The sequence below is a fragment of the Paraburkholderia fungorum genome (assembly GCF_003610895.1).
GTDB classification, from domain to species: domain Bacteria; phylum Pseudomonadota; class Gammaproteobacteria; order Burkholderiales; family Burkholderiaceae; genus Paraburkholderia; species Paraburkholderia fungorum_B.
In genome coordinates, this window is record NZ_MCAS01000056.1 from 182,846 (window position 1) to 201,034 (window position 18,189).

Here is an 18,189-nt window from a genome sequence, read left to right on the forward strand (position 1 = left end):
AAATCAAAGAACTGTGATCAATTCTTCGAGTTGCTTCTGAATTCGCGTGATGCTCTGTGAAGAGTCAATGATAGCGAACCGATACGGCGCTTCTTCCGCGCGACGCAGATATTCGGTACGGGTGCGGTTGAAAAATGCCTCCGACTCGCTTTCGAACCGATCCGGATCGCGGGCGGCGCTGCGCCGTTCGTTGGCGATTTCCGGCGCGAGGTCGAACAGCACCGTCAGGTCCGGCTGAAAACCGCCCTGCACCCAGCGCTCGAGCGTTTCCAGCTTGTCGCGCGGCAGGCCGCGGCCGCCGCCCTGGTAGGCGAAGGTCGCGTCGGTGAAGCGGTCGGACAGCACCCAGTCGCCGCGCGCCAGCGCCGGCTCGATCACCTCGGCCAGATGCTGGCGGCGCAGCGCGAACATCAGCAGCGCTTCGGTTTCGAGGTCCATCTTCTGATGCAGCACGATCTCGCGAATCTGTTCGCCGAGCGCCGTGCCGCCCGGCTCGCGCGTCATCACGACCGAGCGGCCGGTGCTCGCGACCTTCTCTTCGAGGCGTTCGCGAAACCAGCTCAGATGCGTGGTCTTGCCGGCACCGTCGATGCCTTCAAACGTTATGAATTTGCCCCTCGCCATCATTGCCCTCGAATGTATTTGTCCACGGCCTTGTTGTGATCGCCGAGGGTGTCAGAAAAGATACTGCTGCCGTCGCCGCGCGATACGAAGTACAGCGCGGTGGATTGCGCCGGGTTCATCGCCGCCTGCAGCGATGCGACACCGGGCAGCGAGATGGGCGTTGGCGGGAGCCCCATCCGGGTGTAGGTATTGTAGGGAGTGTCGGTCTGCAGGTCCTTCTTGCGGATGCGGCCGGTGTAGCTCTCGCCCATGCCGTAAATCACGGTCGGGTCGGTCTGCAGCGGCATGCCCACGCGCAGACGGTTCGCGAACACGGCCGCCACCATCGGCCGGTCCGACGGCTTGCCGGTTTCCTTTTCGATGATCGACGCCATCGTCAACGCATCATACGGGGTCTTGTACGGCAGGTTCGGCGCCCGCGCGGCCCAGGCTTCGTCCAGCCGCAGCCGCATCAGACGGTACGCGCGGCGATAAACGTCGAGATCGCTGGTGTTCTTGTCGAACAGATAGGTGTCCGGGAAAAACAGCCCCTCGCCATTGCCGATCGATGCTTCCGGCGCGTTGATCGCGTTCATCAGATCCGTGTCGCTCATGCCGGCCGTGTCGTGCTTGAGCGCCGGATTGGCGTCCAGCTCGGCACGCATGCGCTTGAAAGTCCACCCTTCGATGATGGTCGCCACGTATTCGTTGACGTCGCCGCGGGCGATTTTTTGCAGCACTTCGTACGGCGTGATGCCCGTCTTGAACTCGTAGTTGCCGGATTTCAGGTCGCTTTGCAGCCCGAGCAGCCGCGTCATGATGACGAACAGTTCCGGCTCGACCGGCACGCCGCCGCGCACGAGCTGCAGCGTGACGCTGCGCAAGCTGCTGTGCGGTTTGACGGTGACGTCGAGTTGCGCGGGGGTCAAATCGAGTGGACTGGTGGCCCAGTGATATCCGCCTGCGATTGCGGCTGCGGCCAGCACAATGACAATTGAGCCGGCGACGAAACATTTCTTCAGAAGGGTCATGCGAAACGGGGCTGGGTTGGACCTCATATAATACTTGTTTGCCTTAGCTAAAGTCAGAATTGACTGTTCTCGGAATCCATGAACACACCGCTCGCTACCGCTTCAGGCACGCCTTCAGTGACAACTTCAGCGCCCCCCACCGGCGCCGCGGCCACAGCGCAGGTCTCTACACCGGTCGGACTGCCTGTGCTGCCGCGCCCTGCCGCCGCTGAATTCGACGCCGTTATCGGGCAAGGCGCCTATATGCCGCTCACGCAGTTCGGCGTGATCGACGCGACCGGCGACGACGCGGCGAGCTTCCTGCATGGCCAGCTGACCAACGACACCCAGCATCTCGACGCCGCCAACGCGCGCCTCGCGGGCTATTGCTCGGCCAAGGGCCGGCTGCTGGCGTCGTTGCTGACGTGGCGCACGGGCGAGACGATCCGTCTGCTGGTGTCGAAGGACCTGCAGGCCGCCGTGCAGAAGCGGTTGTCCATGTTTGTCCTGCGCGCCAAGGCAAAGCTCACGGACGCGAGTGGCGAACTGGCGGTGGTGGGCCTCGCGGGCGACGTGCGCAAAGCCCTTTCGGGCGTGTTCGACGCGCTGCCCGACGGCGTGCATGTGCAGGTGGACGGCACGGCGGGCTCGCTGATTCGCGTTCCGGACGCGCTTCACCGGCTGCGCTATCTGTGGGTCGGTCCGAAGGCCGCGATCGAAGCGCACCTGCCCTTGCTCGACGAAAAGCTCACGCGCGTGTCGCCGGCGGTATGGGACTGGCTCGACATTCGGGCGGGCGAACCGCGCATCACGCAACCGGTGGTCGAGCAGTTTGTACCGCAGATGGTCAATTTCGACGTGCTAGGCGCGGTCAATTTCCGCAAAGGTTGCTATCCGGGTCAGGAAGTCGTGGCGCGCAGCCAGTATCGCGGCACGATCAAGCGGCGCACCTCGCTCGCCAACGTGACGGGCGAACTGGAGGCCGTCAAAGCCGGCGCCGAACTGTTCCACTCGGACGATCCGGGCCAGCCGTGCGGCATGGTGGTGAATGCGGCATCGGCGCCCGAGGGCGGCGTCGATATGCTGGTCGAGATGAAACTGGCGGCGCTGGAAGGCGGCACCGTGCACCTGGGCGCGGCGGACGGTCCGGCGCTGACGTTCCTCGCGTTGCCCTATGGGTTGCCGACCGAGGTTTAAGCGCCCGGACCCAGGCGGCGCAATCCCGCGCCGCTTTTTCATCGCATCTGTTCCTCCACCGCCCTCACCGGGAGACGCCCCCCGATGTGCCTGATCGTTTTCGACTGGCGACCCGATGCGCTCGACGGGCCGCTCTTCACGCTCGCCGCGAATCGCGACGAATTCTTCCGCCGCACCGCCGAGCCGATCAGCTGGTGGCATGACGCGCCGACCGTGCTGGCCGGCCGTGATCTGGTGGGCGGCGGCACGTGGCTCGGCATGTCGCGCGATGGCCGCTTTGCCGCGCTGACCAATTACCGCGCGCCGCATGAAATGCGCGCCGATGCGCCGACCCGCGGCACGCTTGTCAGCGACTGGCTCACCGGCGCCGCGCAAGGCGCGGACAACGGTAAGGGCCCGCACGAAACACCGCTCGACTATCTGCAACACGTCGCGCGCACCGGCGAAATCTACAACGGCTTCAATCTGCTCGTCGGCGACTGGACGAGACGCGAGCTCGGCTGGTACTGCAACCGTTCGAATACCGCGCCCGCGCTGCTTGCCGCCGGCACGCACGGCATCTCGAACGCGGTGCTCGATACCGCGTGGCCGAAGCTGGTGAAAAAGCGCGCGGAACTGGGCGCCATGCTCACGCGCGATGCAATGCCGCCGCTCGAACGCATGATCGATCTGATGCGCGATCCACGCCTCGCGCGCGACGACGAATTGCCGTCCACCGGCATTCCGCTCGAACGGGAGCGGGCGTTGTCGGCAGCGTTTATCGAAACGCCGGAGTACGGCACGCGCGGCACGACTGCGGTGCGTGTGACCGTGCATGGCGAGATCATCAGCGTAGCGGCCGCCGAGCGCAGTGACGACAACGGCTCGCACCGGATCGCGCGCCCCGGCAGCTTCGAGCGCAGCTTTGCGTTCAACGTTGAACGCGAAACGGACTAAAGCGCTCCTGACATGAAAGCGGCGGCTACTCGACGCTAAACGCCGCCCGCAATGCCGCGGCGGCATCCGCATGCGCGTGCGCCACGTCGGGCACGTAGCCGCCCATCTTGAAGAACTCGTGAATCATGCCCTGATAGCGTTTCAGGGTGACCTGATTGCCCGCTGCGCGCAGTTTTTCCGCATACGCATCGCCCTCGTCGCTTAGCGGATCGTATTCGGCGGTCGCGATCCATGCCGGCGCGAGGCCGCCGAAATCGGGTGCGCCGCGCGTGCCGTCGAGCGGCGCGAAACGCCAGTCGTCGCGGTCGCTCTTGTCGCGCACATATTGATCGAAGAACCACTGAATCGTGGCGCCCGACAGCAGGAAGCCGTCGGCAAGGCGCACGTGCGAATCGGTTTGCTGATACCCGGTGGTGCCCGGATAGATCAACAGTTGCAGCACGAGTTTGATACCCGCGTCGCGTGCCAGCACGGCGCACACCGTGGCCAGCGTGCCGCCCGCGCTATCGCCGCCCACGGCCAGGCGCTCTGCGTCGATGCCGTATTCCGCGGCATGCGCGTGCAGCCAGCTCAACGCATCGAACGCGTCTTCAACGGCGGTGGGGAATCTAGACTCGGGCGCAAGCCGGTAATCGACCGACAGAACCGCACAGCGGCCGTCGCGCGCGAACATCCGGCACAACGCATCGTGCGTGTCGACACTGCCAACCGTGAAGCCGCCGCCGTGGAAATACACCAGCGCCGGCGCAGGCTCGGCCCAGCTCGGCTCGACAGGCTGATAAAGACGCGCGCGAAGCGTCGCACCGTCGCGCGCCGGCACGCGCAAGTCTTCGACCGCGAACATCGGCGCACTTGCGATCTCCAGAATCGGCGCGCTTTTCTCGTAGGACGCACGCGCCTGTTGCGGACTCAACTCGTGAAGCTGCGGGCGTTTCGCGCGCGCGATCATGTCGAGCACCTGCTCGATCTTCGGATTCAGCGGCATCGGGCTTCGGTGTGGCGCGTGGGCGCCGAAAGTTAGCGGTTAAAAACGGGGCAAAACCGGGAAAACCGCGCCTAGCTCGCGTTCTTCACTTCGGGCTTCAGCGACATCGGATCAGTCGGGTTGCGTAACTGCTCGATATCCTCGTGACGCAGTTTCACCGTCGCCATGATGCCCGGATGCGTGATGATGTAAAACCGCCGCGCGGCGATCGCTTCGAACGTAATCTCGGCGACGTCGGCCGCGTTCAGCTTGCCTGATTGCACCGCACGTTGCAGTTGCTTGCCGGCCGCAATCTGCGAGCGCGTCGGGCCACTCGCGTTGCGCAGTTCAGCGGGCCGCGCGCGCTCGGCGTCGGCGATGCCCGTCGGCACGAAGGCGGGACACAACAACGAACAGCCGACCTCGCCGCCTGCTGTTTGTGCCGGCTTGCCCGCCTGCGCGAGTTGCAGGTCGTGATAGAGCGTCTCGGTAAGCGACACGACAGCGTGCTTCGAGGCGTTGTACACACCCATCGCGGGCGGCGACAGCAAACCCGCCACCGACGCCGTGTTGACGATATGCGCAGGTTCGTTCTGCCGCAGCATGATCGGCGTGAAGGCGCGCACGCCGTGCGCGACACCCATCACGTTGACGTTGAACACCCATGCCCAGTCGTTCGCCGAGCTTTCCCAGAGGAAGCCGCCCGAACCCACGCCCGCGTTGTTGAACAGAAGATGCACCTTGCCGAAAGCGTCGAGCGCCGCTTGCGCGAGTGCGTCGACCTGGGCCGCGTCGGACACGTCCGTCGGCACGCCAATGACTTCGGCGCCGCCGGCACGCAACGCGTCGACAGTTTGAAGAAGCGCTTGGGGATTCAGGTCGGCGAGCACGAGCTTCATGCCAAGCGACGCGCCCTTCTCCGCGAACGCCCGGCCGAAGCCGCTTGCTGCACCAGTGATCACCGCCACCTTGCCGGCGAATTCGAACATCGTTTTACTCCTGCGTTTATCGGCCCGCGATTATCCACGCTGGAAGCGCCAGCCGATACATTGATCGGCTGGGCCTCATCGACATTTACCGCACGCGCGGCTCGGCAGCCGCCGTGCTCAGATCAGTTTGACGAGCTGCTTGCCGAAGTTCTTGCCCTTCAGGAGACCAATGAACGCCTCGGGCGCCGCATCGAGCCCTTGCGCAATGGTCTCCCGATACTGCAGTTTTTTCTGCGCGACCAGCGTGCCGAGTTGCTTGAGCGCTTCAGGCCACACTTCCATGTGTTCGCTGACAATGAAGCCTTGCACCATCAGCCGCTGCGTGAGCATCAGTGAGGGGTGCTTGAGCGGCAGCGGCTGGCCATCGTAACCCGCGATAAAACCGCACAACGCGATGCGGCCAAACGCGTTCATGCGCGCCAGCGTCACGTCGAGCACTTCGCCGCCGACGTTCTCAAAGTAGCCATCCACGCCGTCCGGCGTCACGGCCTTGAGTTCCTGATACAGGTTGCCGGCCTTGTAGTCGACGCAGGCGTCGAAGCCGAGCGTCTCGACAACATAGCGGCATTTGTCCGCACCGCCTGCGATGCCGACCGCACGCGCGCCGGCCAGCTTCGCCAGTTGCCCGACCACGCTGCCCACCGCGCCGCTTGCCGCGCTGACTACCACGGTGTCGCCCGCTTTCGGCGCGATGATCCTGTTCAGGCCGTACCAGGCCGTGACACCCGGCATGCCGACCGGGCCGAGATAAGCCGACAGCGGCACGTGCGTATCGTCGACTTTCTGCACGCCCGCGCCGTTCGAAGTGCCGTACTCCTGCCAGCCGAACATCGCGACGACCTTATCGCCAATTGCGAATTTCGGATTCTTCGACTCCACCACTTCACCCACCGTGCCGCCGATCATCACTTCGTCCAGCGGCTGGGGCGCTGCATACGACTTGCTGTCGTTCATGCGGCCGCGCATGTACGGATCGAGCGACAAAAAATGATTGCGCACACGGAATTCGCCGTCGGCAAGCGGCGCAAGCGGGGTTTCGACGAGCCTGAAATTGTCGGGCGTAACAGCGCCTTGTGGACGCGAAGCCAGCACGAGTTGACGGTTGATCTGGGGCATGACGATCGTCTCCATGGGTTACCGATGTGATCGGCGAGTGATTCGAACCAACGGCGTCCGTAACAACGGAAAACAGCAGGAAACAGCGGAAAACAGCGAGATCCAGGGCGCGGAGCGCTCAGCGCGCGCGAGGCCCATCCGGCAATTAGCCGTCGCTTGGACCGGGTTTCGCCGAGGGATCGCTGCGCAGACGCTGTTGCGTCACATCGCGTCCCACGGCGAGACGCCGCATGTATTTGAAGGTGCCGAGTGCTTTGGCGACGAAGTGGCCTTCGCTGTCGCGGATCTCGCCTTCGCAATAGGCCATGGTGGTCGAGCGGTGCAGCACACGGCCCGTGGCGCGCAATTCGCCGCGGCCTGGCTGCATGAAGTTGACCTTCATCTCGACGGTGACCACGCCGATGCCGTCGCCGGCCAGACTGCGCGCGGCCATCGCGAGCGCGACGTCGGCGAGCGTCATGGTCACGCCGCCATGCGCGACATCCCACGTGTTCATGTGGTCGGGCTGCAGCGGCAGCACGATTTCGCTGACGCCGTCGCCCACCGATACGAGTTGCGCGCCAAGCCGGTCGACAAACGGGCTTTCGGGTAGCGATGCGCTGCCCGATTTAGAAGAGGGTGATTCGGTCATTGCTGATTTCAGATTCCGTAGTCGGCATTTTCACGCGATGCGCGCTGCGCACCTCGCGTGCAAGTCCGCAGGTTTCGGGCTGCCCGGACGTGCGCTCAGCGGCGCACGCGCGCAGCAGGAAATGATACCCGCTATGGCGTTCACGCATGCGCCGCCATCCGTGCCGCGAGACGCCCCAAGCTGCGCACCGCCTCGTCGGCCCGATCGAGATCCGTACTCGGACAACTGAGGCGTATGAAATGATCGAAGCGCCCCGAGTTCGAAAACACCGTGCCCGGCATGACGCGTATGCCCTCATCCAAAGCAGCATCGAAAAAAGCGGAGGACGACACGGCGCGCGGCAACTCGATCCAGAAAAACATGCCGCCGCCCGGTGGCGTGAAACGCGTTCCGTCGGGAAACGATGCGGCGATCGCCGCGGCCATTCGCTCACGCTGAATCCGCAGACGGTCGCGCAAACGCCGCAGGTGCCGCTCATACGCGCTCGTTTCCAGAAATTCGGCCAGCACGACTTGCGACAACTGCTCGTTGTGGCGCGACTGCGCGAACTTGAGCATGCCGACGCGCCGATGCCAGCGCCCGCCGTTGATCCAGCCGACCCGCATACCGGGCGCGAGCGTCTTGTTGAACGACGTGCAATGAATCACGGTACCGTCAGTGTCCCAGGTCTTCAGCGATCTGGGCGGCTGGGCGGCGTCGACCAGCTCGCGGTAAGGATCGTCCTCGATCAACGGAATGCCGGCTCGCGCGCACAGTTCGACCAGCCGCGCCTTGTGCGTATCGGGCATGACGCTGCCGAGCGGGTTCTGCAGATGCGGCACGACGACCATCGCCTTGATGTCGGGATGCGTTTGCAGCGCGAACGCCAGCGCTTCGATGGCAAGGCCGGTGGTTGGGCTGGCCGGAATTTCGAGCGCCCGCAGGCCGAGACTTTCGAGCACCTGCAGCAAGCCGAAGAAACACGGCGACTCCACCGCGACCGTGTCGCCCGGCTGGGTGACCGCGCGCAACGCCAGGTTCACAGACTCGATGCCGCCGTGAGTCATGATCACGTCGTCTGCGCCGATCTGGATACCGACGTCGAGCGCACGGCGCGCAATGATCGCGCGCAGCTCGGGATCGCCCTGATCGTGACCGGACGTGGTCAGCAAAGTCGGCCGGCGGCGCAAGGCGCGCAGCGCGGCTTTTTGCAAGGCGTCAGTGGGGTAAAGATCGGACGAGGCGGTCGAGCCGCCGAGATTCAACGCGTCCGGATAGCGCTGGAATTTCGATACGATCGCCGAAATCGTCGTATGGATGCCGACGAACTGCGCAGCCCCTGGGGCAGCCGCGAGATCGGGTTCGGTCGCGCCTGGCAACATCGCCGTTTGCCGCGCGCGCACGAAGTAACCGGCGCGTGGCCGGGCGTCGATCAGTGCGTCGCGTTCGAGCGTCCGATAACTCTCGGTGGCCGTCGCGAGGCTCACGCCGTGCCGCTGCATGAACGCGCGCATCGACGGCATGCGGTCGCCGGGACGCAGCACGCCGCTATCGATTGCGCGACGGTATTGGTCGGCCAACTGGCGGTACAGGGGCCGGCCATCGGCGGGTTGTTCCTCCGGCAGCGAAACCGCCGCAGGGGCATCGGGCATGGAGATGGCAGAGTTCATGAGCCGATGGTGCGGGCAGTTCGCGTGTGGCGACAGATACACATCGGCCTGATTCCAACCGATACAGCGTGCTGAAACCCTGTCTTGTACCGGTTCACATAGTCCATTGTTGCGCCTGTTTTCACGTGGACGAACTCAATAAGCTGTGTGGCATGGAAACGGTTTAAAGGAATCGGTCATGCCCATCGCACCCACTCGCACCGGTTTGCCCCGCAACGCCGCCAGGGCCTCGCGCGTTGCGGCCGGTCAAATGGCGGTGCACGATCTGCGTGCACGCACCTCGATCGTGGCCGTTGAAGGCGATCTTCAACTCGACTACCGCGATCACTCTCTGGCGTGGCTCGGCGACACCGTGCCGGTCACGTCGCTCACGCTGCGTGAAGGCGAGCGCTACGTCACGCCACAGCGCGGCGTCGTATCGATCAGCGCCACGCATGCGCGAGCTGCCGTCTTCGTCGTACAGCCGTGCCAGGCCGAAAACGCGTGGCTCAGCCGCATCATTCGAGCCGTGCACACGCTGAGACAGCTCGTCAAAACGCGGCTGCGGCGAGCGATCTGACCCGCCTCTGCCGGCACGGACCGGCAGTCGGGGCAGATTCCGCTACCCAGCGCGGCAAGCTCTTGCCGGGACCACACGCTTCGTCGATCAGCGCACGTTAAACCTGCCGGCACCCGGCATGGTTTTGCCCTGATGCCGCTCGCCCTGCCGACTTTCGCGCGTGGTCAAACCACTTCGAACAAGCCCGCCGCACCCTGCCCGCCGCCGATACACATCGTCACGACGACCAGCTTCGCGCCGCGCCGCTTGCCTTCGATCAGCGCATGGCCGGTCAAACGCGCACCCGAGACGCCATACGGATGGCCCACCGCGATCGCGCCGCCGTTCACGTTCAGGCGGTCGTGCGGAATGCCGAGCTTGTCGGCGCAATACAGCACCTGCACCGCGAACGCTTCGTTCAGCTCCCACAGGTCGATATCTTCGACCTTCAGGCCTGCCTGTTTGAGCAGCTTCGGCACGGCGAACACCGGACCGATACCCATCTCGTCCGGCTCGCAACCGGCCACCGCAAAGCCGCGGAAAATGCCGAGCGGTTGCAGGCCTTCACGCTCCGCGACTTTCGCGTTCATCACGACACACGCCGATGCGCCATCCGAGAACTGGCTCGCATTGCCTGCAGTGATCACGCCGCCGGGCATCGCGGTACGAATCTTCGACACGCCTTCGAGCGTCGTGTCGGCACGGATGCCTTCGTCGGCGCTGACCGTCACTTCCTTCGTGAAAAGACGCCCGCTCGCTTTGTCGGCGACACCGGCGAGCACCGTCATCGGCACGATCTCGTCCTTGAACTTGCCGGCTTCGAGCGCGGCCGCGGCCCGCTGTTGCGAGCGCACGCCGTATTCGTCCTGGCGTTCCTTCGAGATCGAGTAGCGCTTCGCGACGTTCTCGGCGGTCTGCAGCATCGACCAGTAGATTTCCGGCTTGTTCTTGCTGAGCCAACCTTCGGCCATCATGTGGCGGTTCATCTCGTTCTGAACGCACGAGATCGACTCCACGCCACCCGCGACGAACACGTCGCCTTCACCGGCGATCACGCGTTGCGCGGCCAGTGCGATTGTCTGCAAACCGGACGAGCAGAACCGGTTCACCGTCATGCCCGGCACGCTGACCGGCAAACCGGCGCGCAATGCGATCTGGCGCGCGATGTTGGCGCCCGTCGCGCCTTCCGGATTCGCGCAGCCCATGATCACGTCTTCGATACGTGCCGGGTCGAGCTTCGCGCGCTCGACGGCGGCCTGCGTCACATGCCCGCCGAGCGTCGCGCCGTGGGTCATGTTGAAACCGCCGCGCCATGATTTGGCGAGGCCCGTGCGGGCGGTCGATACGATTACGGCGTCAGTCATGCATTTCTCCTGTGTCGACCAGAGTTAGCGCTTTGGCTCCCACTCTGGTCCCATACAACGTTGTCGACCAGAGTTAGCGCTTTGGTTGTCGATCGGGGTTCACGCGTTAGCAAGCCACTCCGATCCGATGCAAAGCTCTTACTCCGGTCCCATGCGATTTATCGCCTTCCAGATGTTGATGGTGGGCGCGCCGGCGGATCGCTCAGCCGCCCCACTTCACTCATTTCACTCATCGCGCCCGTTTCACCCGAGGCGCGGCGGCGCTTCAGCCGTTGAACCCACGGCCCTGTGCCGCAAGCTGCGCGATGCTCGGCGCCAATTGCCAGGCGTCGCCATTCGGGCGCGACGCATAGCGGCGAATCGCGCGCTCGACGTTGTAGAGGCCAACCGTATCCGCATACAGCATCGGGCCGCCGCGATAGAGCGGGAAGCCGTAGCCGGTCAGATAGACCATATCGATATCCGACGCCTTCGACGCAATCCCTTCCTCGAGAATCTTCGCGCCTTCGTTGACGAGCGCGAACACGAGGCGCTCGACGATTTCCTCGTCGCTGATCTTGCGGCGCTCGGCGCTGCTTTCCTTCGAGAACGTCGTGATCATCTCGTCGACCACTTTCGACGGATACGCGGTGCGGTCCCCCGCCTTGTAGTCGTACCAGCCGCCGCCGGTCTTCTGGCCGAAACGGCCGGTCTCGCAGAGGCGGTCGGCGATCTTCGAGTAGTGCATGTCAGGATGTTCCTGATAGCGGCGCTTGCGGATCGCCCAGCCGATGTCGTTACCGGCCAGATCGCTCATGCGGAACGGGCCCATCGCGAAGCCGAACTTCTCGATGGCCTTGTCCACTTGCGCGGGCAACGCACCTTCTTCGAGCATGAAGAGCGCCTGGCGGATGTACTGCTCGATCATCCGGTTGCCGATGAACCCGTCGCACACGCCCGAGACCACGGCGGTCTTCCTGATCTTCTTCGCGAGCTTCATGACGGTGGCGAGCACGTCTTTCGCCGTGGCCTTGCCGCGCACCACTTCGAGCAGCTTCATCACGTTGGCCGGGCTGAAGAAGTGCATGCCGACCACGTCCTGCGGACGCAACGTGTACGCTGCGATCTTGTCGACATCCAGCGTCGACGTGTTCGACGCGAGGATCGCGCCGGGTTTCGCCACTTCGTCGAGACGCTTGAACACCTGCTCCTTGACGCCGAGTTCCTCGAACACCGCTTCGACGATCAGGTCGGCGTTTTTCAGGTCGTCGTAGGAAAGGGTCGGCGTGATCAAGGCCATGCGCTGTTCCAGCGCCTCGGGCTTGAGCTTGCCTTTCTTGACGGTGGCTTCGTAATTTTTGCGGATCGTGGCGAGGCCGCGGTCGAGCGCTTCCTGCTTCGTTTCCAGCAGCGTGACCGGAATGCCCGCGTTGATGAAGTTCATCGCGATGCCGCCGCCCATCGTGCCGGCGCCGATCACGGCCACCTGCTTGATGTCACGAAGGGGGGTATCGGAAGGCACATCCGGGATCTTGCTCGCCGCGCGTTCGCCGAAGAACGCGTGACGCAGTGCATGGCTTTCCGGCGTCTGCACGAGCGCGACGAAACACTCGCGTTCGAATGCAAGCCCCTTGTCGAAGCCGTTCTGCACGCCCGCTTCCACGGCGTCGATACATTTCAGCGGCGCCGGAAAATTCTTCGCCATGGCGGCAACCGTATTGCGCGCGAACTGGATGAAACCAGCAGCGTTCGGATGCTCGATCTTGCGGTCGCGCACCTTCGGATGCGGGCCCGCCTGAGCGCCGACCTTGCGGGCAAACGCGAGCGCAGCTTCGGCCAGATCGCCTTCCACGACCTGGTCGAACAGCCCCGAGTCGGCCAGCTTCTCCGACATCACCGGCGCGCCGGAGACGATCATGTTGAGCGCGGCTTCGAGACCAATTGCGCGAGGCAAACGCTGCGTGCCGCCTGCGCCCGGCAGGATGCCGAGCTTCACTTCCGGCAGCGCGATCTGCGCGCCAGGTGCCGCGATGCGGTAATGCGCGCCGAGCGCCAACTCAAGCCCGCCGCCCATGGCGACGCTATGAATCGCGGCGATCACCGGCTTGGCGCTGCCCTCGACAGTCTTGATGACCGTGTGGAGCGTCGGCTCCTGGGTCGCCTTCGGCGTATTGAATTCGGTAATGTCGGCGCCGCCCGAGAAGGCTTTGCCGGCGCCCGTCAGCACGATCGCCTTGATGGCCGGATCGTTCTGCGCGCGCTCGATCCCTTCGACGATACCGGCTCGCGTCGAGAGGCCGAGGCCGTTTACGGGGGGATTGTTCAGCGTGATGACGGCCACGCCGTCATGAGTTGTGTAGTCCACTGCCATCTGCCTGCCTCCGTGCGATGAGGCGGCGCATGACGCGCCGCCCGTCCGGGTTATCGAGCCGACTCATTGTCCGACTTTAGCTCCGATTTCCCCGGGGTCAGCAGGCAGAATACACAAAAAAGCACGCTCGTTCAATTCTCGTTTGTTTATTTCCAGGCGGGGTTTCCCCTGGCATCCGGAGTCAGAGGGCAATCCTTTTCGTCGGCGAGCGCGGATGGCAGGACGTGATCGCGGAAAATGTCGCGCAGCTTGAGCTTTTGCAGCTTGCCGGTGGCGGTGTGCGGCAACTCGTCGACGAAGACTACGTCGTCGGGAATCCACCATTTGGCTACCTTGCCGTCGTAGAACGCGAGCAATTCCTCGCGCGTCACGTCGAAACCCGCCCGCTTGACGACCACCAGCAGCGGCCGCTCCGTCCATTTCGGATGCGCGCAGGCGATGCACGCGGCTTCGGCCACCGCCGGATGCGCGATCGCGACGTTCTCGATGTCGATCGAACTGATCCACTCGCCACCCGACTTGATCACGTCTTTCGAGCGATCAGTGATGTGCAGGAAACTGTCGCGGTCGATGGTGGCGACGTCGCCGGTGGGGAACCAGCCGTCCACCAGGGGCGATTCGTCCTTGCGGAAATACCGGTCGATCACCCACGGACCGCGCACGTGCAGATCGCCGAACGCCACACCGTCCCACGGCAGATCGCGGCCGTCTTCGCCGACGATCTTCATATCGACGCCATACAGCACATGGCCCTGCTTTTCGAGCAATTTGCGCTGCTCCGCCAACGGACGCTGACTCTGCTCCCACGTCAGTTTCGACAAGGTACCGAGCGGTGACATTTCCGTCATGCCCCATGCATGAATCACCTGTACGCCGTACTCGTCCTCGAAGGCTCGCAGCATGGCAGGCGGACAGGCTGAACCGCCGATCACCGTGCGGTTGAGCGAGGAGAAGCGCACTTTCGCCTCGCGCAGGTGGTTGAGCAAGCCGAGCCACACGGTCGGCACGCCCGCCGAATACGTGACACGCTCACTCTCCATCAACTCGTAGAGCGATTTGCCGTCGAGATCCTTGCCGGGAAAGACCAGCTTGGCGCCCGTCAGCGGCGCGGCGTGCGGAATGCCCCAGGCATTCACGTGAAACATGGGCACGACCGGCAGCACGGAGTCGCGTGCGGAGAGGCTCATTGCATCGGGCAGCGAGGCGCCGAATGCATGCAGCACCGTCGAGCGATGCGAATACAGCGCTCCTTTCGGGTTGCCCGTGGTGCCCGACGTATAGCAGAGGTAAGACGCCTGGCGCTCGTCGATGGCAGGCCAGTCGTAGCGGCCATCCTGCGCGTCCAGCAGGGTTTCATAGCTCAGCACCGGCGTTTGCATTTTCGGCAGATGCGCTTCGTCGGCCAGCGCGATCCAGCCGCGCACTTTGGGGCACTGCGGCGCGAGCGCATCGACGAGCGCTGCGAACGTGGTGTCGAACAGCACGTAGGCGTCGTCGGCGTGGTTGACGATGTAGGCGATCTGGTCCGGGAAGAGCCGTGGATTGATCGTGTGACATACGGCGCCGAAGCCCGTCGTGCCGTAATACGCTTCCAGATGCCGGTAGCCGTTCCAGGCCAGCGTGGCCACCCGCTCGCCGGGCTCGACGCCAAGCGCGGTCAGCGCCTGCGCCAACTGCTTTGCGCGTTTTTCGCAGTCGCGGTAGGTATAGCGGTGCACGTCGCCTTCGATGCGCCGCGACACGATCTCGGTGTCGCCGAAATGCCGCGCGGCATGCGCGAGCAACGAGGACACGGTGAGCGGCACGTCCATCATCTGGCCAAGCAGCGGCGTCGTCATAAAGAGAGGTCTCCTCGCCTTGTTTGCGTCATTGGGTTGCAGTTCGGGGATCACGCGGCACGCGCCGGCAGGAGACGCCCGGCACGCAGATGCGTGTCTGGCTCAACCCCGGGCTAAGGGCCGGCCAGCAGCGCCGCGGGCGCGGACTTACAATATCGGCTAATCCAGAGGCGCTCAACATGTCGTTTTCCCCAAGCATTGCAGGGTTGTCCGGGCCGTTATCGGCTCTTTCCGACGCACTTACCGCCCCGCCCGAAAGCGCGTTTGCGCGGCTCGGCAGTGCGTTTCTGACCCGGTTGCCCGCGGCGCCGCTCAGTGCGCCGTACGTGGTTGGGTTCTCCGAAGACACCGCCGCGTTGCTCGGTTTAGAACCGGGCCTCCAGAACGACCCCGGCTTCGCCGAGCTGTTCTCCGGCAACGCCACGCGCGAATGGCCTGCCGAAGCATTGCCGTATGCGTCGGTGTATTCGGGGCATCAGTTCGGCGTGTGGGCCGGCCAACTCGGCGACGGCCGCGCGCTCGGTCTCGGCGAAATCGAACACAGCGGCCAACGTTTCGAGCTGCAGCTCAAAGGTGCCGGCCGCACGCCCTATTCGCGCATGGGCGACGGGCGCGCCGTGCTGCGTTCGTCGATCCGCGAATATCTGTGCTCGGAAGCGATGCACCACCTCGGTATTCCGACCACGCGCGCGCTATGCGTGATCGGCTCCGACCAGCCGGTGCGCCGCGAGGAAGTCGAAACTGCCGCGGTCGTCACGCGCGTGGCACCGAGTTTCGTGCGCTTCGGGCACTTCGAACATTTCTATTCGAACGATCGCGTCGACGCACTGCGCGCGCTCGCCGACCATGTGATCGATCGCTTCTATCCGCACTGCCGCGAAGCCGACGATCCCTATCTCGCGCTGCTGAATGAAGCGGTGCTGTCGACCGCCGATCTGATGGTCGAATGGCAAGCCGTCGGCTTCTGCCATGGCGTGATGAATACGGACAACATGTCGATCCTCGGCCTTACGGTCGACTATGGCCCGTTCGGTTTCATGGACGGTTTCGACGCCGGCTACATCTGCAATCACTCGGACTCGCAAGGCCGCTACGCGTACAAGATGCAGCCGCAGATCGCGTACTGGAACCTCTTTTGCCTCGCGCAAGGCCTGCTGCCGCTGCTGGGCGAACAGCACGAGGAAAGCGTGCGCGGCGACAAGGCGATCGAAGACGCGCAACGTGTGCTCGGCGGTTTCAAGGAGCGTTTCGCGCCGGCGCTGGAAAAACGCATGCGCGCAAAACTCGGCCTGGAAAGCGAGCGCGAAGGCGACGATCAGCTGGTCAACCGTCTGTTCGAAGTCATGCACGCCAATCGGGCGGATTTCACGCTGACGTTCCGCAATCTGGTGCGTATTTCCAGGCACGATGCGAGCGGCGACTCGCCCGTGCGCGACCTGTTTCTCGACCGCGCGGCATTCGACGCGTGGGTGAACGACTACCGTGCGCGCCTGTCCGAGGAAACACGCGACGACGCCGCGCGCGCCATTGCAATGAACCGTGTGAACCCCAAATTCGTACTTCGTAACCATCTGGCGGAAACGGCGATCCGCCGGGCGAAAGAGAAGGACTTCTCCGAAGTGGAACGTCTGGCAGCCGTGCTGCGCCGTCCGTTCGACGAGCAACCGGAAAACGAAGCGTATGCGGGGCTGCCGCCGGATTGGGCCAGCTCGCTGGAAGTGAGCTGCTCGTCGTGACAGGCCCCCACAACAATCTCGAGACAGGAACCCCGACCATGAACAAACCCGACGACCTCAACACCGGCGCCCCCGCCGTGCAGAAAGACGACGCCGAATGGCGCAAACAGCTCTCCGACGTCGAGTACCAGGTGACCCGCCACGCCGCCACCGAGCGCCCCTTCACCGGCCGCTATCACGATCACTGGGACCGGGGCATCTATGACTGCGTCTGCTGCGGCACGCCGCTGTTCGAATCGGACACCAAATTCGACGCCGGTTGCGGCTGGCCAAGCTACTTCAAGCCGATCAACGGCGAAGTGATCGCCGAGAAAACCGACCGCTCGCACGGCATGCTGCGCATCGAGGTGCAGTGCAAGAATTGCGGCGCGCATCTGGGCCACGTGTTCGAAGACGGACCGGCGCCCACCGGTCTGCGTTACTGCATCAATTCGGCTGCGTTACAATTCGAGCCCAAGTAACGCGGCGCGGAGTTCGGCGCGTCGCCGGCCGGCGTCTGTCATGAGACTCATGAGACACCCGCCGGTGGCGGCAGCCTTCATCCGGCTTGCGGATCGGTCAACGCGGCGGTCAACCCGGCGCGGCAATCATGCTACGAATGGCGCAACGCGCCGCTCTGGCTGCCGCGGCGGATTTGTGCCATCCCTGCCACCGGGCGCCCCGCGCCGTGTCCCTGTTTTCCCGACCGTTTTTCCGACCCACCGTCCGACCCACTCTCCGAATTCCCGACCAGATAATGAAATTCCTGTTCGATCTGTTCCCGATCATCCTGTTTTTCGTCACCTTCAAGATATGGGGCATTTTCACCGCGACGGCAGTGGCGATCGTTGCCACGCTGGTGCAGATCGCGTGGGTGGCCTTTCGCCACCGTAAAGTCGATCCGATGCTGTGGGTGAGCCTCGGCGTCGTCACCGTATTCGGCGGCGCCACGCTCGTGCTGCACAACGACACCTTCATCAAATGGAAGCCGACCGTGCTGTACTGGGCGTTTTCGGTCGCGCTGATCGTCTCGCAACTGGCCTTCAACAAGAACCTGATCGAAGCGATGATGGGCAAGCAGATCACGCTGCCGCACGCGATCTGGGGCAAGCTGAATATCGTCTGGGCGATTTTCTTCGTGCTGCTGGGCCTGGTGAACCTGTTCGTCGCGTACAACTACACGACCGACCAGTGGGTCAATTTCAAGCTGTTCGGCGCGACCGGGTGCCTGGTGGTGTTCATCGTCGGACAGAGTTTGTGGCTGTCGAAGTATATGAAGGAAGAATGAC

16 protein-coding genes are annotated in these 18,189 nt (G+C 64.0%); 6 read left to right on the top strand and 10 right to left on the bottom strand.

The genetic code is table 11. The features are described 5' to 3' along the window. Positions 1-3: 3 nt before the first annotated feature. Positions 4-624 carry a dTMP kinase gene (gene tmk, locus BCY88_RS34750; RefSeq protein ID WP_120348617.1) on the bottom strand — a complete coding sequence of 207 codons (621 nt, stop codon included), beginning with the start codon at positions 622-624 and terminating at the stop codon, positions 4-6. Beyond that, a complete protein-coding gene (mltG, locus tag BCY88_RS34755; RefSeq protein WP_120348618.1) occupies positions 624-1,634 on the bottom strand; it encodes an endolytic transglycosylase MltG in 1,011 nt (336 codons plus the stop codon). The genes tmk and mltG overlap by 1 nt, the downstream gene beginning before the upstream one ends. Before the next feature lie 78 nt (positions 1,635-1,712). Here mltG and ygfZ point away from each other — a divergent pair, with 78 nt between their 5' ends. Both ygfZ and BCY88_RS34765 read left to right on the top strand, forming a co-directional pair. Beyond that, entirely contained in the window at positions 1,713-2,810 is a 1,098-nt protein-coding gene (gene ygfZ, locus BCY88_RS34760; protein WP_120348619.1) for a CAF17-like 4Fe-4S cluster assembly/insertion protein YgfZ, read from the top strand. Positions 2,811-2,894: 84 nt separating this feature from the next. Next, positions 2,895-3,746 (top strand): NRDE family protein, encoded by an 852-nt coding sequence (locus BCY88_RS34765; RefSeq protein ID WP_120348620.1) that lies wholly within the window; start codon positions 2,895-2,897, stop codon positions 3,744-3,746. Between the two features lie 25 nt (positions 3,747-3,771). Here BCY88_RS34765 and BCY88_RS34770 read toward each other — a convergent pair whose 3' ends face one another. The 5 genes from BCY88_RS34770 to BCY88_RS34790 form a co-directional block, all read right to left on the bottom strand. Then, a complete protein-coding gene (locus BCY88_RS34770) occupies positions 3,772-4,731 on the bottom strand; it encodes an alpha/beta hydrolase (RefSeq protein WP_120348621.1) in 960 nt (319 codons plus the stop codon). A gap of 71 nt (positions 4,732-4,802) precedes the next feature. Further along, positions 4,803-5,699, bottom strand: coding sequence for an SDR family oxidoreductase (locus tag BCY88_RS34775; RefSeq protein ID WP_120348622.1), 897 nt, complete (start codon positions 5,697-5,699; stop codon positions 4,803-4,805). A 117-nt stretch (positions 5,700-5,816) separates the two neighbouring features. Beyond that, positions 5,817-6,815, bottom strand: a complete 999-nt coding sequence (locus BCY88_RS34780; RefSeq protein WP_120348723.1) for an NADP-dependent oxidoreductase — start codon at positions 6,813-6,815, stop codon at positions 5,817-5,819. A 145-nt stretch (positions 6,816-6,960) separates the two neighbouring features. Then, positions 6,961-7,446: a PaaI family thioesterase gene (locus tag BCY88_RS34785; protein ID WP_120348623.1), complete on the bottom strand. Its 486-nt coding sequence runs from the start codon at positions 7,444-7,446 to the stop codon at positions 6,961-6,963. A gap of 140 nt (positions 7,447-7,586) precedes the next feature. Then, positions 7,587-9,077: an aminotransferase-like domain-containing protein gene (locus tag BCY88_RS34790; protein ID WP_404935758.1), complete on the bottom strand. Its 1,491-nt coding sequence runs from the start codon at positions 9,075-9,077 to the stop codon at positions 7,587-7,589. 196 nt (positions 9,078-9,273) lie between these two features. Between BCY88_RS34790 and BCY88_RS34795 the strand changes: the two genes are divergently transcribed. Then, on the top strand, positions 9,274-9,654 hold the full coding sequence (locus BCY88_RS34795) for a hypothetical protein (protein ID WP_120348625.1): 381 nt from the start codon (positions 9,274-9,276) through the stop codon (positions 9,652-9,654). Between the two features lie 164 nt (positions 9,655-9,818). On the opposite strand, the gene BCY88_RS34800 is transcribed toward BCY88_RS34795, so the two are convergent. The 3 genes from BCY88_RS34800 to BCY88_RS34810 all read right to left on the bottom strand — a co-directional run bounded on the left by BCY88_RS34800 (position 9,819) and on the right by BCY88_RS34810 (position 15,185). Continuing rightward, the gene (locus BCY88_RS34800) at positions 9,819-10,997 is read right to left on the bottom strand and encodes an acetyl-CoA C-acyltransferase (RefSeq protein WP_120348626.1); all 1,179 of its coding nucleotides are present in this window, start codon (positions 10,995-10,997) and stop codon (positions 9,819-9,821) included. A gap of 265 nt (positions 10,998-11,262) precedes the next feature. Beyond that, complete coding sequence (locus BCY88_RS34805; RefSeq protein ID WP_120348627.1) at positions 11,263-13,347, bottom strand: 3-hydroxyacyl-CoA dehydrogenase NAD-binding domain-containing protein; 2,085 nt, start codon at positions 13,345-13,347, stop codon at positions 11,263-11,265. Positions 13,348-13,493: 146 nt separating this feature from the next. Then, positions 13,494-15,185, bottom strand: coding sequence for a 3-(methylthio)propionyl-CoA ligase (locus tag BCY88_RS34810; protein WP_120348628.1), 1,692 nt, complete (start codon positions 15,183-15,185; stop codon positions 13,494-13,496). 179 nt (positions 15,186-15,364) lie between these two features. Between BCY88_RS34810 and BCY88_RS34815 the strand changes: the two genes are divergently transcribed. The 3 genes from BCY88_RS34815 (at position 15,365) to BCY88_RS34825 (ending at position 18,188) form a co-directional block, all read left to right on the top strand. After that, the gene (locus BCY88_RS34815) at positions 15,365-16,921 is read left to right on the top strand and encodes a protein adenylyltransferase SelO (RefSeq protein WP_120348629.1); all 1,557 of its coding nucleotides are present in this window, start codon (positions 15,365-15,367) and stop codon (positions 16,919-16,921) included. A 38-nt stretch (positions 16,922-16,959) separates the two neighbouring features. Further along, positions 16,960-17,382, top strand: coding sequence for a peptide-methionine (R)-S-oxide reductase MsrB (gene msrB / locus BCY88_RS34820; protein WP_120348630.1), 423 nt, complete (start codon positions 16,960-16,962; stop codon positions 17,380-17,382). Between the two features lie 275 nt (positions 17,383-17,657). Continuing rightward, a complete protein-coding gene (locus BCY88_RS34825; RefSeq protein ID WP_120348631.1) occupies positions 17,658-18,188 on the top strand; it encodes a septation protein A in 531 nt (176 codons plus the stop codon). Position 18,189: the final 1 nt, after the last annotated feature.